The sequence below is a fragment of the Pelagerythrobacter sp. Soil_C_18 genome, assembly GCF_057657235.1.
In genome coordinates this window covers 319,446-337,797 of record NZ_JBDGIU010000003.1, presented here as the reverse complement: position 1 = coordinate 337,797, position 18,352 = coordinate 319,446, and the positions used below count along the sequence as shown (strand labels likewise).

At 63.4% G+C, this 18,352-nt stretch carries 9 protein-coding genes; 6 read left to right on the top strand and 3 right to left on the bottom strand.

Annotated features, from left to right (window positions below; translation table 11 throughout):
* Positions 1-56 precede the first annotated feature (56 nt).
* The 3 genes from AC3A5N_RS09660 (at position 57) to AC3A5N_RS09650 (ending at position 3,387) form a co-directional block, all read left to right on the top strand.
* Entirely contained in the window at positions 57-797 is a 741-nt protein-coding gene (locus tag AC3A5N_RS09660) for a 2OG-Fe(II) oxygenase (RefSeq protein ID WP_487737101.1), read from the top strand.
* On the top strand, positions 794-2,485 hold the full coding sequence (locus AC3A5N_RS09655) for a tetratricopeptide repeat protein (protein ID WP_487737100.1): 1,692 nt from the start codon (positions 794-796) through the stop codon (positions 2,483-2,485). The genes AC3A5N_RS09660 and AC3A5N_RS09655 overlap by 4 nt, the downstream gene beginning before the upstream one ends.
* A 65-nt stretch (positions 2,486-2,550) precedes the next feature.
* On the top strand, positions 2,551-3,387 hold the full coding sequence (locus AC3A5N_RS09650; protein WP_487737099.1) for a class I SAM-dependent methyltransferase: 837 nt from the start codon (positions 2,551-2,553) through the stop codon (positions 3,385-3,387).
* Positions 3,388-3,548: 161 nt separating this feature from the next.
* Here the strand turns inward: AC3A5N_RS09650 and AC3A5N_RS09645 are convergent, their stop codons facing one another.
* Complete coding sequence (locus AC3A5N_RS09645; protein WP_487737098.1) at positions 3,549-6,539, bottom strand: TonB-dependent receptor domain-containing protein; 2,991 nt, start codon at positions 6,537-6,539, stop codon at positions 3,549-3,551.
* A gap of 184 nt (positions 6,540-6,723) precedes the next feature.
* Between AC3A5N_RS09645 and AC3A5N_RS09640 the strand changes: the two genes are divergently transcribed.
* Entirely contained in the window at positions 6,724-7,311 is a 588-nt protein-coding gene (locus tag AC3A5N_RS09640) for a hypothetical protein (protein WP_487737097.1), read from the top strand.
* A 321-nt stretch (positions 7,312-7,632) separates the two neighbouring features.
* A complete protein-coding gene (locus AC3A5N_RS09635) occupies positions 7,633-10,779 on the top strand; it encodes a TonB-dependent receptor domain-containing protein (protein ID WP_487737096.1) in 3,147 nt (1,048 codons plus the stop codon).
* Positions 10,780-10,901: 122 nt separating this feature from the next.
* Here AC3A5N_RS09635 and clpB read toward each other — a convergent pair whose 3' ends face one another.
* Both clpB and AC3A5N_RS09625 read right to left on the bottom strand, forming a co-directional pair.
* On the bottom strand, positions 10,902-13,481 hold the full coding sequence (gene clpB / locus AC3A5N_RS09630; RefSeq protein WP_487737095.1) for an ATP-dependent chaperone ClpB: 2,580 nt from the start codon (positions 13,479-13,481) through the stop codon (positions 10,902-10,904).
* A 265-nt stretch (positions 13,482-13,746) separates the two neighbouring features.
* Positions 13,747-15,201 (bottom strand): helicase HerA domain-containing protein, encoded by a 1,455-nt coding sequence (locus tag AC3A5N_RS09625; protein WP_487737094.1) that lies wholly within the window; start codon positions 15,199-15,201, stop codon positions 13,747-13,749.
* A gap of 185 nt (positions 15,202-15,386) precedes the next feature.
* On the opposite strand from AC3A5N_RS09625, the gene AC3A5N_RS09620 reads away from it, so the two are divergent.
* The gene (locus tag AC3A5N_RS09620; RefSeq protein ID WP_487737093.1) at positions 15,387-18,296 is read left to right on the top strand and encodes a M16 family metallopeptidase; all 2,910 of its coding nucleotides are present in this window, start codon (positions 15,387-15,389) and stop codon (positions 18,294-18,296) included.
* Positions 18,297-18,352 lie beyond the last annotated feature (56 nt).

The following is an 18,352-nucleotide window of genomic DNA, read 5'->3' as shown; positions in this document are numbered from 1 at the left end:
AAGAAGACGATCGAAGGCGTAGAGATTGGCCCTGCCGAGCACGCTCCTCGAGGTCTATGAAAAAGCTCTTTGAGATCAGTCCCGATATCGACCGGCTCGCTTGCGCGGCTCGCTTCGCGGAGCGGAGCCGCGTGCAGATTCGCGATGTCCTTACACGCGAAACCGCGGAGGAGATCCGCAGGATTCTTACGCGCGGAACGCCTTGGGGGATGGCGGTGTGCGCTGGCGATGGCTCGACCACTCCACCGCGCAGCATCGGCCCGCGCGAGATCGCATCGCCGGGCGGAGCCGAGCAGGCGCGGCGCGCCGCGGCTGCGGCCCAGAAGGCTTCGGCCAGCGGCGAATACGCGTTCCGCTTCGCGCACTATCCGATGGTCGATGCGCTGCACCAGCGCTGGGACCCCGATGGCCCACACGAACTGCTACTGGAATATCTGAATGCGCCGGACTTTCTCGAACTCGCGCGGGAGGTGACGGGATTCGCTGATCTTCGGAAGGCCGACGCCCAAGCCACACTTTATGCGCCGAACCATTACCTCGGCAGGCATAACGACAGCCATGTCGCCGAGGGCTGGCGAGTGGCCTACGTGATGAATTTTGCCCCTGATGACTGGCACCCGGACTGGGGGGGATATCTTATGTTCCTTGATGGAGATGGAGACGTAGTCGAGGGTTTTCGCCCACGTTTCAACGCCCTGAACCTGTTCGCTGTGCCGCAATCGCATCTTGTCAGTTACGTGCCGCCCTTCGCACCGATGGGGCGACTGGCGATCACGGGCTGGCTGCGGGACCGGTGATCACAACAATCGAAGATTTCCGCGCGCGCGCGGAAATCGCCGCCAAGACCGGCGATGCGGCCCAAGCCGCCGCAGTCTTCGGCGAGGCGGTAGCCGCCTATCCCACTAACGCTGCGCTTTGGAACAGCGCGGCCAACGCTTCGCTGCGCGCGGGCGACTTCGCGGAAGCTGCCGACCGTTTCGCAAAAGCGCGGGAACTCGCACCAACATCGCTCGAGTTCGCCGTGAACCATGCGATCGCACTAGGGCGGCAAGGCAATCATGCTGCAGCTCTCACTGAACTTGAGAAGTTCGAAGACCTTGGCGCAAACGACGTCCGCTATTGCTCGGCGCGTGCCAACGCATCGCGTAACCGAGGCATATTGAGGGAAGCGGCGCGCTGGTACGATCGAGCGCTGAAACTCGATCCGGCCCATACGCGTTCCCGGCACGGCCGAGCGCGCGTGGCTCTCGAGCGTGCCGAACCGGATGCCATCGCGCGATTCGATCATGCTCTGGCGTGTAGCCCAGGTGATCCCGAACTTTGGCTTGGCAAAGCTCAGGCACTCGACGTCGCAGGGCAAACAGAGGAGGCCAGGGCGATTGCGCAATCACTGGTTGAGCAGGCGCCGCAGTGGCCGGAGGGACTGCGTTTTCTATCGCAGCTTCTGCTCGGAGAGGGTGAAACGGACTTCGCCGCGCCTTATCGCGCTGCGGCGAAACGGCTACCCTGGGACCCGGAGATACCATTGGCCCATTGCAGCGTTCTTGCAAGCCTCGATAGAAGTGCGGAAGCCGCAGACATCGCCGCAGACGCCCGACGGCAATTCCCCGAGGACGAGCGGTTCGCGCTACTTGAGGCCATCCATGCCGGTGAAGCGGGCCAGACCGAGCGAGCGGAAGCTCTCTGGGCGAGGATGCCTATAAAATCGACCCGACACGCGCTGCATGAAGCCCGTCATCGGCTGCGTCTGGAGCGACCAGACTTGGCCAAGCCGCTGATCGAGAGCGTTCTCGCGGAAAACCCTTCTAGCGTGACCGCCTGGGCGCTGCGCGGGCTGGTGTGGCGCTTGCTAGAGGAACCCCGCGCAGCATGGCTTCACGAACAGCCCGGCCTAGTCCAGTTTCTGCCTCTGAGAGGAAGTGACGAACTGCTCCCGGGCATCATCTCGCGATTACACGAAATTCACGATGGATCACCGTTGCCCCTCGGTCAATCGTTGCGCGGAGGGAGCCAGACGCGTGGGGGTCTGTTCGACCGGCACGAAGCAATCTGGCGCGAACTTCATTCGGCCGTCCTGGCTACGCTGGAGGATTATCGCGCCAACCTGCCAGCGGAGGATGCGACGCACCCCTTGTTGCGATACCGCAGCAGCATATGGCGAGTTGCCGGATCGTGGTCGGTGCGGCTGTCAAGTGGCGGAGATCATCACACCTCGCACATTCATCCGCAGGGAATGATTTCTTCAGCCCTCTATCTCGAACTGCCAAGCGACCTCGATACGTCAGCCGGTGGCGGCTGGCTGGAGATCGGGCGCCCGCCTGCTGACCTGCGGCTGGACCTGCCGCCGCTCCATTCGATCCGCCCGTGCGAAGGGCATCTCGCCTTGTTTCCGAGCACGCTATACCACGGGACAACGCCGTTTTCTGGCGGCCGCCGCATGACGGTCGCTTTCGATGTTCAATCGAATAGCGAAGGCTTGCCATGAACAGCGATGGGCGAGCCGCTTGGACAGCGTTCTGGGCTCAATCGGGAAGACGAAGAGGCGGCTGCTTGCCGGGCAGCTCACCGACGCTCGAGCGTGCGCAGTACGCCGCTTGGAAAGACCTGGCACGTTCGATAGTGCCAGATGGGCGCGTCCTGGACCTCGCGACGGGTGATGGTCGTGTGATGGCCTGGCTGCTGGACAGCCGCCCCGACCTCGAGATCACAGGGATCGATTTCGCGACCGAACTGCCACCGGCACCGAACGGAACCTCCGTTCGCAGCGGCGTTGCGATGGAAGACCTGCCATTTCGGGACGCAAACTTTCAAGCAGTCGTCAGCCAGTTCGGTTTCGAGTACGGCAACGTCCCCGCGGCAGCTCGCGAAGTTCGCCGCGTCCTCGCGTCCGACGGTGTGGTGGGGCTCATGACACACCGGCGGGATGGCCCGATCCTCGCTCATAACCTGGCGCGACAAGACGCAATCCGCTGGGCCATCGTCGACGAAGATCTTCCGGGGATCGCCAAGCGCAGCTTGTGCGCACGCCGTACGGGCGAGACCGCGGTTCCGCAAGCTATTTCGGAGGCGCCCGCACGAGGGCGATCGCTCTACGGCAACAATTCGGCGGCATGGGAAATTGCGGAGGCCATCCGCAGGTCTCTGGAGCTCAATGTCACAGGTCAGTCCCACCGAACAGCATCCGCAATCGAGGCGATCGCCAGGATGGCGAGAGACGAACTGCAAAGGATCTCGGCGCTCGAAACGGCCTGCGAAGCGGTCGCCGACGAAGCCATACTGACCTCCGCCTTGCAGACTGCCGGCCTTACGCAGGTGGACGTAACACCGATTTCCGATTTCGAAGGGAGAGAGCCCTTCGCCGACTTTCGGACAATCCGGATCGCCTGACCGCATTGCCGGGAGGATGCTGATCCTCAAGAGCGAACCGCACCTCTGCCTTCAGAGTCTAGTAGCGTCAAAACCGTCGAGCTGGTCGATACGCTGGAGACAAAAAGAAAGGGCGGCGCTCCGAAGAACGCCGCCCTTCCGTCAGACCATTATCCGTCAGATCAGAACTTCATGCCTACCGACACAAAGTAATCGCGACCGAGGACATCGTACACACCCGGATAGGTGTTCGCCTGTTCCTGGTTGTCGCCGATCAACTGCGGCTTCTTGTCGAGAAGATTGTTAACGCCCATCGCGAACGTGAACTGCTCCGTGACATCCCACGCAAACGACAGATCGAACACGTCGTACGAGTCAAGACGCTCGACCACGTAGTCCGCACTGTCATCGTCGTCCCGGACACCGCCCAGGTGACGCCAGCGCAGGCTGGTGGTCAGCGGGCCGTCGATCCACGACAGACGCGAACTCCACTTCCACTTGGGCTGCGGATTGCCGCAGACGGATTGGCCGAAACGACCCGCGCAGTCCGTGTTGGCATCCAGATCCTGCACGGCGAAGAACTTGTTGTCGATCGTGTAGGTGCCGAGGAAGAAGAAGTTCAGGTCGGACTCGCCTTCACCGGTCAGGCCGAACGACAGCGGAACGCTGTAGTCAACCTGGAAGTCGACGCCGCTCGTCTCGATCTTCGCGACGTTGGCGTTTCCGATCAGCGGGATGAACCCGCCGGTGCCGATCTCACCCGTTGCCGGATTACGACCGCCATCCGCAATCGCCTGACAGTAGATGCTGTTGATGTCCTGGATGACATTGTAGCACAGGTTCAGAGTGCCCTGCAGGCCACCGCCCAGCGTCGAGATGTAATTGTCGACGGTGATGTCGAAGTAATCGACCGCGATGTTCAGGCGCGGAATGAACGACGGACGGAAGACCACACCGGCGGTGTAGGTGTCCGAAGTTTCCTCTTCGAGGTCCGGGTTGCCGCCGAACAGCCCCTGGATCTGCGAATTGGCCTGAACGCCCGCGGTGAATACCGCCGTGGAAGGCACGCCGGTTGCCTCACAAAGGCTACGCAGCGCCGCCGTACGGCTGGCCGGGTCCCCACGATCCGAACACGGATCGGACGCGCCCGGGAAGCCATTTGCCTGTCCGCCGAACAGTTCGCCGACGTTCGGCGCACGAACCGCACGCTGGTACTGCCCACGGAACGTGATGTCCGGAACCGGGGCCCATTCGACGCCGCCGGCATAGGTCCACACGCCGCCGACCGCTTCGAGCGAATAGTCGGAGTAGCGGGCTGCTCCGTTAAGCTCGAGGCGGTGGAAGAACGGCTGGTTCGCCAGGATCGGTACGCGAAGTTCACCAAACAGCTCCTTCACGTTGTAGCTACCTTCGGTGGGATCGCCGGCATTGAAGCCGATTACGTCACCCGACGAAAGCGCGGTATCCGGAATGAACTCGGCGCCCACTTTGCGGTATTCGGCGCCCACGGCGAGACCGATATTGTCAGCGCCCCAGCCGAGGTTGCCCAGCGTACCTGCCAACGAGGCCGAGGCGACCTGCATCGTCGAGATTTCGCCGTTCTGCGCGAGGATCGAAATGCTCGCGACATCTTCGGGCGAAAGCGTACCGGCGCCGAACACGTTGATCGCGCCCGACTCCACCTGACTGCGGAATGCCGAAGACGAGATGTTGCCTTCCTGGATGTTGGCATTCCGGGTACGCGCGTAGCTGTAGTACGCTTCGTAAGTCCAGTCGCTGAAGGCCGGGCCGCGAACGCCCGCCAGCACGCGGAACGCGTTGCGCTCGTCGAGCGAGTTACGCGCTCCTGTTTCGAGCGTACGACGATTGATGCTCATCTGGACGATACCAGGATCCTGAGCATTCAGACCGCCGCCGACTGGGCCGAACAGCGGATCGAGACCGGCGGCAGCGCGTGCGGCGTTGATCGCAGTCTCGTTCGCATCGACCTGCTGCAGCGCCGCGAAGTCGGCGGGCGACAGATAACCCTGAACCGCGGCAAGATCGACGTTGTACGTGCCGGTGACCGGCGTTGCAGCCAGTTCGTTGGCAACACGGTTGTTGACGTAGGTTACTTCGGCGAACGCAGTGATCGCATCCGAAATCTCGAAATGCCCGTAACCGCCGATCAGGTAACGCTCCTGCGGAACCTGCAGATAGTTGGCAGGAGCATAGTTGTAGAGATCGCCGGGGAAATCAAAGACGTCGCTAACGCCGGGGGAGCCGAAGTTAGCACCGAAATCGGTCCCGAAGTTCCCCACACCGCGCGGTGCAGTCGGGGCGGTCAGCGGCCCGTCACCATCCGGATCCTCCCCAATGACGGCAGTCGGAGCGATTGCAACGCGGCCCTGCGGCGTTGTGGCGGAACCCCCAGGCGAAAGCGTGTCGCCGTCGTCACCAAGCGCGAAGCGCGAGAACCCTCGGGCACCCTGGAAGATCGGCTTGCGGTTATAATACTCGGCAAACGCGGTCACGTTGCCCCGACCATCATCGGTCGAAGCGCCGACGGCCACATACGCCTGGTAACGAGCGCCATCACCTTCGTCGGTAAGCGCATACTGACCGCCGGCCTCAACGCCGTTGAGATCCTGCTTGAGGCGGAAGTTCACGACCCCTGCAAGGGCGTCAGACCCGTAGACGGCCGAAGCGCCGCCCGTCACCACGTCCACGCTGTCCAGCAGGAACTGCGGAATGGTATTGAGGTCGACAACCTGAGAAGTGTCGTAGGAAACCCAGCGACGGCCATTTACCAGCACCATGGTACGGGCGGAGCCGATCCCGCGGAGGTTCAGCGTCGCAACGCCACCACCGGGATTGTTCGAGAAGGCCGTGGTACCGGGAACGACCTGAGGCAGGGTGTTGATCACCTGCTCGACGTTCACCGCACCGGAGAGCTTGAATTCTTCATCCTGGACTACAGCCAGCGGACTGGTCGACGTCAGGTCGCGGCGCTGGATGCGCGAACCGGTTACGACGATGGTCTCGCCTCCCGTGCCGGCTTCCGGGTCGATCTGGGACCCTACCGCATTTTCCTGAACTTCGTCATCGGACTGCGCGTAGGCGGGCGACACGATCATGGCACTTGCCATAACGGTCCCCACCAGCAGCGTAGCTTTGCTGAAACGGTTGGACATTTCCATCCCCTCTTTTGGTGCGCCCCCTTGGCGCAGTGTACAAATATTCGGTACATTTCCGGGCTAGAGGCCCGATGAGGGCGCTGTAATCGAACCTTTGTCGTCGCGGCAACGTAGCTCAGGGCCAAAGCTACGCTATCTCGCCAACTGTGACATCCTGGCTACAGTTGGCGACAGCCCGAGAATGTGCGACGAACGGGCCGATTTTTGGGAGGCTGTTCACGTGGGTATGCGAACGTTCGGCTATGTCGGAGCCGCCAGTCTGACCGCGACTCTATGGCTATCGACCTCCGCGCAGGCGCAGGAGGCGAAACAGCCGGGCTACGTGGAATCGCTCAAAGAGTGCCAGCAGATCGCGGCCGAGGCCACTCGGCTGACCTGCCTGGATGCGGCGGCGAACGCGATCATCGCAGCCCATCAGAAGGGCGATCTCCGGATCCTGAGCGCGGAGGATGTCCAGCACACGCGAAAGCGTCTGTTTGGATTCGCCCTACCGGACCTGAATCTGTTTGGTGACGATAGCGACGAAGATGGCCAGGACGAGCAGCTCGACATGCTTGAATCGACGATCACCGCCGTTCGCTACCTTTCGCGGGACTCGCTGCTCTTCAGGATAGAAGACGGTAACGCCCTGTGGCAGATAACGAACGCTCCCTCTCGGCTTAGCAGAGTGGAAGTCGGCGACAGCGTCGTGTTCAAGCGCGCCGCGCTAGGGAGCTACTTCATCCGCATCGACGGCAAGACCGGCGTCAAAGGCAAACGAGTGGAGTGATGCTTCGGCGTAGCACCTGAGGGCAATGGGCGGCGGTGGTCACCGGCGAGGCCCGCCGACATCGCTCCCCGCGGGACAGAAATGTTGCAGAAGGCTCTCTAGCCAAAGAACCGCGGCCCTCGGCTCCCGCTCCGTCCCCATGTGTTGCAGTTTCGCGACAGTCTAACCCGAAGAGCGCCCGCGCAATTGATTTCATTTGCGACCAACTTCGCCGTATCGCATCGTGAGGCGTGATAAGTGCCGCGCGAGGCTGCGCGCTGTGTTTGTTAACCATGTTTTTCCGCCGGAATTCAAGCCGGCGTCCTAGGGGGACTGGAAACCATGAACTATTCTCAACCAGCATCTGGTAGAACACGCCTTCTTGCGGGCACGGGGGCCGTTGCCCTATCGCTGGCGTTCGCCATGAGTCCTGCTTTTGCGCAGGAGCAAGCGCCGGTCGCGGGCGACGCCGATTGTATCGACGCCGACGGGAACGGCGTTTGCGATTCCGAAGAGGAAGCAATTGAAAGCGCCGCAATCATCGTGACCGGCACACGCATCGCGCGTCCGACGCTGAGTTCTCCCAACCCAATTACTACGGTTACTCCCGAGGAACTGACGAATACCGGCGATGTTTCGCTTGGCGATGCCCTTAACGATCTGCCCTCGCTTCGCTCCACCTTCAGCCAGGGCAACTCCACGCGTTTTATCGGGACGGCAGGCCTCAACCTGCTTGACCTCCGTGGTCTCGGCACCAGCCGCACGCTTGTCCTCGTCAATGGCAAGCGCCATATTACCGCGTCGCCTGGCGACTACCTGGTCGATATCAATACCATTCCGACCGATCTACTGGAGCGTGTCGATGTCGTGACGGGCGGCAACTCCGCCGTTTACGGCTCTGACGCCGTTGCGGGCGTCGTCAATTTTGTCCTCAAGCGCAACTTTGAAGGCCTCTCGATCAGAGGCCAGGCTGGCATTTCGGAAGAGGGCGATCGTGCTACCCGCTTCATCTCCGGCGTCTACGGCAAGAACTTCGCCGATGGCCGCGGCAACATTGCGATTGCCGCCGAATGGGCGAAGACCGATCCGCTCTATTTCAATGAGCGCGACGATCTGACCGGAGCCTACAGCGGCCGTTGCCAGTTCAATAACGTGGAAGGCGGCCCGCTCTACAACGGGTACGACAACGAGCCGCTGTGCGGCGTGCGCAACCGGGCGGTTTCCGACGGCGGCACGATTGGCGGTCTGGGTGATGGCGATGCGCTGATCTTTGCACCCAACGGCAACCTGGTCATCGATGATGGCGAATTCATCGGTCCGTTCACCGGCAATGTCATAGGCGGCAATGGTTCCACCCTGCGCAACACCGGCCAGCTTGCTGCGGGCCTGGAGCGCTATACGGTCAATCTGCTCGCGCATTTTGACGTCAGCGACGCGTTTCGTCCTTTCGTCGAAGCCAAGTACGTCCACATCGACGCCATCCAGGAAGGTCAGCCGAGCTTCTTCGTGGGTTCCGGCATGGCTTGCGACAATGGGTTCCTGAACGCGCAGGCGCTCGGTACGCTGCAGAGCTTCGGCCTCTGCACCGACCCTGCGACCGACGCATTTCCGCTGTCGCGTTTCAACGTCGATTTCGGCGGTCGTGGCGAACTCCACGATCGCGACACCTATCGCATCGTCGGTGGTGTGGAAGGGACGTTCAACGATGACTGGAACTACGAAGTTTCGCTGAACTACGGGCGCCTCGATACGGAGATGCGTTCGCTCAACAATCTTCTGCTGTTCGACATCGACGGCAACCCGACCGGCTTCAACCTTGCGATCGACGCCGTCGACGATGGTTCTGGAAACATCGTCTGCCGTGTCAACAGCGATGCGGATCCCAGCAACGATGACCCGAGCTGTGTGCCGATCAACGTGTTCGGCTACGGTGCGCCGAGCCAGGCCGCGCTGGACTACGTCAACACGACGGCATTCCGTAAAGAGCGGGCAGAGCAGTTCGTTGCTCTCGCATCGGTCAGCGGCGATATGTCGCAGTTGTTCGAACTGCCCGGCGGCCCGGTCGCCTTCGCTCTTGGTGGCGAGTACCGCGAAGAGAGGGCCCGCAGCGCGTTTGACGAACTGACCGCTAGCGGAGGCACCTTCCTCAACGCGATTCAGCCGTTCGTTCCCCCGAAGCTCTCCGTCAAGGAAGCCTTTGGAGAAGTCAGCATCCCGCTGCTCGCCGACATGCCACTGGCGGAGGAGTTGACAATCAGCGGCGCTGCCCGCGTGTCCGACTACAACACCGCTACCGGCACTGTGTGGGCTTATAACATTCAGGGTATGTACGCCCCGATCCCGGACATTCGTTTCCGTGCGGCATATGCGACCTCGGTTCGCGCGCCGACCCAGACCGACCTCTACTCGCCGGCATCGCAGAACTTCAATCAGCTCACCGATCCTTGCGATTCCCAGTTCATTGGCGACAACCCCAATCGTGCGGCCAACTGTGCTGCAGCCGGGGTTCCCACGACGGCCAATGCTGAGCTCGTTGATATTTGTAGGGGCACGTCGTTCCCGCTGGCATTGGGTGATCCATTTCTGAACTGTACCGCACGTACCTCGTCGACATCATTCGTTCAGGCTGGCAACCCGGACCTCATCGAAGAAAAGGGTAAGTCACTGACATTTGGTGTGGTGGTCGAGCCGCGGTTTATCCCCGGACTGAACTTCACCGTCGACTACTACAACATCGAGATCGAGGATCAGATTGCGGTTCTCGGCGCGCAGTCAATCATCAACAACTGCTACAATGCGCCCGAGGGGCTTAGCAGTCCGTATTGCGCAACCATTCAACGCGACCCGGTTACCGGCTTGTTCGATCCGGAGCAGGCATTGGTTGCGAGCGGCTTTAACTTCGCTTCGCGCAAGACCGAGGGCATCGACTTCGATCTCGCTTATCGGCGGACGTTCGACAACGGCCACCGGCTGAGCTTCCGGGCAATCGCGACCCACCTGCTCACGCTGGACTTCTTCGAAGACCCGACGAGCCCCATCAATCCCAATCGGGTGAAAGGCGAACTTGGCGATCCGGATTGGGCCGCCTCGGCAAACTTGAACTACGACTTTGGCGAGTTCGATATCACCTGGTCGGCGCGGTTCCTCGATTCGATGTACAAGAGCGCGTACGAGAATTCGAACCGTCACAAGGGCATCTGCCCGTCATCCGGTTCCACGGGTTCGTCCGGCGGCACTTGTACTCCAGGTGAACTCACGACGCTCGACCCGCTCAATCCCGACCAGTACGAAGAGCACAAGTTCGGCGCGAAGACCTATCACAACCTGCGTCTGAACTACGAGCTGCCGGGAAGCGACTTCAATTTCTATGTTGGCGTCGACAACCTGTTCGACACCAAGCCGCCTTTCGGGCAGCTGGGAACTGCTGGAGGCGATCCGTACGACACGTTTGGCCGCTACTACTACGCGGGCTTCAAGCTTGATCTGTAACGGTGTGTCTCGTGGGCTCCGGCCCACTTGCTGGACGATGCAAATAAAGAGGGCCCCGGGAAACCGGGGCCCTTTTTTGTATCCAGTAGAGAGACGGGGGGGATGAAACACCCGACCGCGAGTCACCCCACCACCATCTCCAACTCCCCATCCCCCTCGTCCACCTTCACCGTGCTGCCGTCCGGCACTTCGCCGGCGAGCAGCTTCTCCGCCAGCGGATCCTGCAGGTAGCGCTGGACCGCGCGCTTTAGGGGCCTTGCGCCGTAAACCGGATCGTAGCCCACGCGGCCGAGCCAGCGGCGGGCGGCGTCGGTCAGGTCTAGTTCGATCTTGCGGTCCTTCAGCAGCTTCTGCACCCGCGACACCTGGATATCGACGATCGGCGCCATGTGTTCGGCCGCGAGGCGGTGGAACAGGATGATCTCGTCGAGCCGGTTGAGGAACTCGGGGCGGAAGTGCCCGCGCACGACGTCCATCACCTGCGGCTCGACGCTTTCGACACCCTGCCCGTCCTCGATCTGGGTGAGGAACTGGCTGCCGAGGTTGCTGGTAAGGATGATCAGCGTGTTCGAAAAGTCGACGACCCTGCCCTGCCCATCGGTCAAGCGCCCGTCATCGAGCACCTGGAGGAGCACGTTGAACACGTCGCTATGCGCCTTCTCTACTTCGTCGAACAGCACGACCTGATAAGGCCGGCGGCGAACCGCCTCCGTGAGCACGCCGCCTTCTTCGTAGCCGACATAGCCCGGAGGTGCGCCGATCAGCCGGGCCACCGCGTGCTTCTCCATGAATTCGCTCATGTCGATGCGAACCATGGCGTTGTCGTCGTCGAACAGGAAGCCGGCGAGCGCCTTGGTCAGCTCGGTCTTGCCAACGCCGGTCGGCCCGAGGAACAGGAAGCTGCCCAGCGGCCGGTTGGGGTCCTGCAAGCCGGCCCGCGCGCGGCGCACGGCCTTGGAAACCGCCTGCACCGCCTGCGACTGCCCGATCACCCGCTTGCCGAGGATCGATTCCATCTGGAGCAGCTTCTCGCGCTCGCCTTCCATCATCTTGTCGATCGGCACGCCGGTCCAGCGGCTGACGATCGAGGCGATATCCTCCTCGGTCACTTCCTCGCGCAGCAGGGCGTTTTCGGCCTGCCCCTGGGCTTCGGCGAGCTGCTTCTCAAGCTCGGGAATGCGCCCGTAGGAGAGCTCGCCGGCCTTCGCGAGATCGCCCGCGCGCTGCGCCTGGTCGAGCTCGATCCGCGCCTGGTCGAGCTCTTCCTTGAGCCGGCTCTCGGCGTGGATCTTGTCGCGCTCGTTCTGCCAGCGCGTGGTCAGCTCGCTCGACTGCTGTTCGAGGTTGGCCAGCTCTCCGCGCAGCGCCTCCAGCCGGTCCTTCGATGCCTGGTCGTTCTCCTTGCCGAGCGCCTGCTCCTCGATCTTGAGCTGGATGATCCGCCGGTCGAGGGACTCGATTTCCTCGGGCTTGGACTCGACCTCCATGCGGATGCGGCTCGCGGCCTCGTCCATCAGGTCGATCGCCTTGTCGGGCAGGAAGCGGTTCTGGATGTAGCGGTTGGAAAGCTGCGCCGCGGCCACGATCGCGCCGTCGGTGATGCGCACGCCGTGGTGCAGCTCGTACTTGTCCTTGATCCCGCGCAGGATCGAGATCGTGTCCTCCACCGTCGGCTCGGCGATATAGACCGGCTGGAAACGCCGCTGCAGCGCCGGATCCTTCTCGACGTACTTCTGATACTCGTCGAGCGTAGTCGCACCGATGCAATGCAGTTCGCCGCGGCTTAGCGCGGGCTTGAGCAGGTTGGAGGCGTCCATCGAACCTTCGGAAGCGCCCGCCCCGATCAGCGTGTGCATCTCGTCGATGAACAGGATGATCTGCCCACCCGCACCCTTTACTTCGTCGAGCACGGCCTTGAGCCGCTCCTCGAACTCGCCGCGATACTTCGCGCCGGCAATGAGCGCGCCCATGTCGAGCGCCATCAGCGTGCGGCCCTTGAGGCTGTCGGGCACGTCGCCATTAGCGATGCGTAGCGCGAGCCCCTCGGCAATGGCGGTCTTGCCGGTGCCTGGCTCGCCTATCAGCGCAGGGTTGTTCTTGGTCCGGCGGGCGAGGATCTGCACGGTCCGGCGGATCTCTTCGTCGCGGCCGATAACCGGGTCCAGTTTCCCGTCGCGCGCCGCCTGGGTGAGATCGCGCGCATAGCGCTTCATTGCATCGTAGGCTTGCTCGGCCCCGGCAGTATCGGCGGTGCGGCCCTTGCGCAGTTCGTTGATCGCGGTGTTGAGCTTCTGCGCGTCGATGCCCGCTTCCTTCAGCGCCTGCCCGGCGGCCGTGGTCGGCGCGAGCGCCAGGGCAACCAGCAGCCGCTCGACGGTGACGAAGCTGTCGCCCGCCTTGCTTGCGATCTGCTCGGCCTGGTCGAGCACCCGCACGGCATCGTTGTCGAGCCCGGGCGTCTGCTGCGCGCCGCCGCCCGAAACCGCAGGAATCTTCGCAAGCTCGGCATCGACCCGGTCCACCGCGCGACCGATGTCGCCGCCGGAGCGCTGGATCAGGCCCGCCGCCATGCCTTCGCTATCCTCGAGCAGCGCTTTCAGGAGGTGCAGTGGCGTGATCCGTTGATGGCTCATGCGGATGGCGACGGTCTGCGCGCTCTGCAGGAAACCCTTCGCCCGGTCGGTGAACTTTTCGAGATTCATCGGTGATCCCTCATGCTGGTTACCGGCTCGATATGATGTTGCTAATCTGCAACACAAGAACACGCCGTAGGGAAATTTCCCGGTGTGTTAGGGGGATATAGGACCTTCTCCCCCTCGCGCGAAGGAGAAGGTGAAAATTTCTACGGCCAGCGGACAGCCGATCGATGTGCAACGATATGCACGCTTCAACCTGCAACAAGGGCAGAAGATAACATTAGATAACCAATATGGTTATTATTGGCAAGTGAAATGTGCGCTTCCGGATTCAGGAGTCACTCGGCGCCCCCGCCTCGATGCCCGGAACCAACACCGTCCGTCCCCCGCCGAAGTCCTGCCGCACGACGATCAGACCGAGCCGTTCCATATGCTCGAGCAGGCGGCGGATGCGGCCGGGTGAGTTCGAGCCGTAGACCCGCGCCAGTTCCTCGTCGTCGGGCGCCGACAGGCCTTCCGCCGCGGCCGCGGCAACCGCGAGGTAGGGGGCCAGCACGTCGTCGGGCACGGCCTCGCCAAGCTGCAGGATGCGCGCCCGCGCCGGCTCGTCCAGCCGCTCCAGCCGCGCGCTGGCGATGGCGAAACGGCGGCGGAAGGCGACCATGTCCGGAAGCGGGCCGACGAGCCGCTGCTGGCGGCAGCGGACGAGGAACCCCTGATAGAGCGCGGAAGCGGACTGGAAGGCGCTGCCCTCGTCGCGCGCCATCTCGGCGATTACCGCCTGGATCTGTTCGCCGGCACCGCCAGCGGTATCCGGTGCCTCGGCGACCGGCACACGGTCGGCCTCCTGCCGCGCGATGCTGGCTTCGAGCTGCTCTGGCTTCGGCGCGGGCGGAGGGGGCGGTGGTGGCGCGGCCTTGGCCGCTTCGCCCGCGAGCTCGTCCAGCAACAGCGCTTCCATCTCGTCAGGCGCGGCGCTGGGCAAGGGCATGAGCCCGTCCTTGCGCGCGACACCGCCCGACTTCACCGGGCCGATCTTCACCGCCACCGGCCGCCGCGTGATCGCCGGGCCGAGGGCGAGGAAATGCCCGCGCTCCAGCTCGCGGATACGCTCGGCCTGGCGGCGCTCCATCCCGAGCAGGTCCGCGGCGCGCACCATGTCGATGTCGAGGAAAGTCCGCCCCATCAGGAAGTTGGAGGCTTCCGCGGCCACGTTCTTGGCCAGCTTGGCCAAGCGCTGTGTCGCAACGATCCCCGCGAGCCCGCGCTTCCGCCCGCGGCACATGAGGTTGGTCATGGCCGAGAGCGTCATCCGCCGCGTGTCCTCCGCGATCTCCCCGGCGACGGCGGGGGCGAACATCTGCGCCTCGTCGACCACCACCAGCGCCGGATACCAGTGCTCGCGCGGGGCGTCGAACAGGGCGGTGATGAACTGTGCTGCGCAGCGGATCTGCTGCTCGACTTCCAGCCCTTCGAGCGCGAGCACGACCGAGGCGCGATGCGCGCGGATTCGGCGGGCGAGCGTTTCGATCTCGGCCGGCGAGTAGGCCGCACCGTCGATGACGACGTGGCCGAACAGCTCGGCGAGCGTGACGAAATCGCCCTCCGGGTCGATCACGACCTGCTGCACCATTTGCGCGCTTTCCTCGAGCAGGCGGCGCAGCAGGTGCGACTTGCCGCTGCCCGAGTTGCCCTGCACGAGCAGGCGCGTCGCGAGCAGTTCCTCGATGTCGAAGGTGACGGGCGCGCCGCCCGCGTCATGGCCGATGGTGATCTGCGGTTTCACGGCCCATGCGCCTAGCGATCCGACCCCGCTTACCGGAAGGGGCGACGATCACTTATCCCGAGCGAATCGCGTGCCTCTGCGGTGCGCGTGGCTTCCGGCCATGCCGTTCGCCGAAAAATCGTGTCGAATCGCTCTTCCCTGCCTAGTGTGCGCCCCCAGGAACGAATCAGTCTCCGGGGGAAATCATGCGTTTGAAACTCGCTGCGGTCAGCCTTGCCGCGCTGTCGCTTGCCATCTCGATCGGGGCCCAGGCCCAGAATGCCGCAGATCCTGCTGCCCAGGCGGCGGCCGCCGCAACGGGCGAGCCAGCACCCGTGTCCGAACTGATCGAAAGCGTCTCGATTCCCTACGAGCAGTTCCAGCTCGACAACGGGCTGACCGTGCTGGTGCACGAGGACCGCAAGGCGCCGGTGGTCGGCGTTTCGGTGTGGTACGAGATCGGCTCGAAGCACGAGCCGAAGGGCAAGACCGGCTTCGCCCACCTGTTCGAGCACCTGATGTTCAACGGCAGCGAGAACTCGCCGGGCGACTTCTTCGAGCCGCTCCAGCAGGTCGGCGCAACCGACTTCAACGGCACGACCTGGTTCGACCGCACGAACTACTTCGAGACCGTGCCAACCGGGGCGCTCGATCTCGCGCTGATGCTCGAAAGCGACCGCATGGGTCATCTGCTCGGCGCGGTGACGCAGGAGAAGCTCGATAATCAGATCGGCGTCGTCCAGAACGAGAAGCGCCAGGGCGACAACCAGCCCTACGGTCTCGTCGAGTACGAACAGCTCGAAAACCTCTATCCCTCGGGCCACCCTTATCACCATTCCACGATCGGCTCGATGGCCGATCTTTCGGGCGCCACGATGGAGGACGTGCAGAAGTGGTTCCGCGACCACTACGGCCCGAACAACGCCGTGCTCGTCCTCGCGGGCGACATCGACACCGCGACCGCGCGCGAGAAGGTGACCAAGTGGTTCGGCGCGATTCCCGCCGGGCCTGAGATCGAGCCGGTTGCCGCGCCTGTGCCGACACTGCCTGAGCCGCTGTCGAAGACGATTTACGACCGCATCGCCAGCCCGCGCCTCTATCGCATGTGGGCAGTGCCCGGGCTCGACAACCCCGAATACCTGCCGCTTTCGATGGGCGCGACCGTCCTCGGTGGCCTCGCCAGCTCGCGGCTCGACAACGCGCTCGTGCGCGAGCAGCAGCTTGCGGTGCGCGTCGTCGCGAGCGCACAGATCTTCGCCCAGGCCGGCCAGTTCGTCGTCTATGCAGATGCCAAGCCCGGCGTGAGCCAGGAACAGCTCGCCGCCGCGCTCGACGCCGAGATCGCCGAGTTCATCGCCGAAGGTCCGACCGCAGACGAATTGCAGCGCGCGGTTACGACATATGCCGCGGGGCAGATCCGAGGCCTGGAGCAGGTGGGCGGCTTCTCCGGCAAGGCGCCTACACTTGCCGAAGGACTGCTCTACTCGGGCAATCCGGCCGAGTACAAGGAAGTGCTCGAAACCGCTGCCGCGATGACACCCGAGCGCGTTCGCGACGTCACCGCCAAATGGCTCTCGCGCCCGGTCTTCGAGCTCACGGTCGAACCCGGCGAGCGCAAGGAAGGCGGCGAGAACCGCGGCGGGTACTTCACCGGCGCGGGCGACAGCGGCCTGGCCGGCCCGGCGTTCTATTCCAGCCCGCTTTCGATGCAGGCCGGCACCGCCGCGGCGGAAGTCGACCGCTCGACCCTGCCCGAAGTAGGCGAATTGAAGCCGCTCGACTTCCCCGACATCCAGCGCGCGACGCTCTCTAACGGGATGGAAGTATACTTCGCGCAGCGCGACGCCGTGCCGGCGGTCAGTGTGCGGGTGAACTTCGACGCCGGCTACGCCGCCGATCCCAAGGACAAGCTCGGCGTCCAGTCGCTGATGCTGAGCATGATGGACGAAGGCACTACCAACCTCGATTCCAACGCGCTGGCGATCGCCAAGGAACGGCTCGGCGCGAACCTCTACACATATGCCGACATGGACACGACCGCGGTCGGTCTCGACGCCATGGCGCCGAACCTCGCGCCGTCGCTCGAGCTGATGGCGGACTACATCCGCAACCCGGCATTCGATCCCGAGGAGCTCGAGCGCGTCCGTGCGCAGCAGCTCACGCGCATCCAGAACGAGCTCAACAGCCCTGGTGCGATCGCGCAGCGCGCTCTTGCCCCGGTCCTGTTCGGCGATGCCCATCCCTACGGCATTCCGCCGTCGGGCACCGGCAACCCGGACGTCGTCGCATCGCTGACCGCGCAGGAACTGCGCACCTTCCACGACACCTGGTTGCGCCCTGATCTGGCGCGCATCTTCGTGGTCGGCGACACGACACTGGCGGAGGCTACCCGCCTGCTCGAGGCCGCTTTCGGCAACTGGCAAGCACCCGCCACGCCCGCGCCGGAAAAGAACTTCGAAGTCGCCGTTCCTGCGCAGGAATCGCGCATCATCCTGATCGACCGGCCGAATTCGCCGCAGTCGGTGATCCTCGCCGGGCACGTGCTGGAGCAGAAGGGGACAGACGATCTTCTCGTGCTCGGCGCTGCCAACGAGGTCTTCGGCGGCAGCTTCCTCAGCCGCATCAACATGAACCTGCGCGAGACCAAGGGCTGGTCCTACGGCGTGCGCAGCATGGTCCAGCAGCCGCTCGATCGCTCCAGCTTCATGATCTACGCCCCGGTCCAGGCGGACCGCACCGGCGACTCGATCGTCGAGCTGCGCAAGGAACTCGCCGCCTACACCGACGACGGCAAGGGCGTGACCGAGCAGGAGCTGACCCGCCTCATCAACGGCAACGTGCGCGAGCTTCCGGGTCAGTTCGAAACCTCGGGCGACGTGCTCGGGGGCATCGTCAATATCGTCACCTACGGCCGGCCGGACGACTACTATGAGACGCTGAGCGAGCGCTATTCGGCTCTCACCGCGCCGGAAATCGACACCACGGCAGTCGAAACGCTCGAAGGCAACGATCTCGTCTTCGTGGTGGTCGGCGATGCCGACGTGGTCCGGCCGCAGCTCGAAACGATCGGTTTGCCCATCGAAGTGCGGGAGGCGGAAACCTCAACCGGCGAATGAGCTTGTTGACATCAGTGTAAGCAATCGCGATTGCTGATGCGCGTTTCAAACGAGGA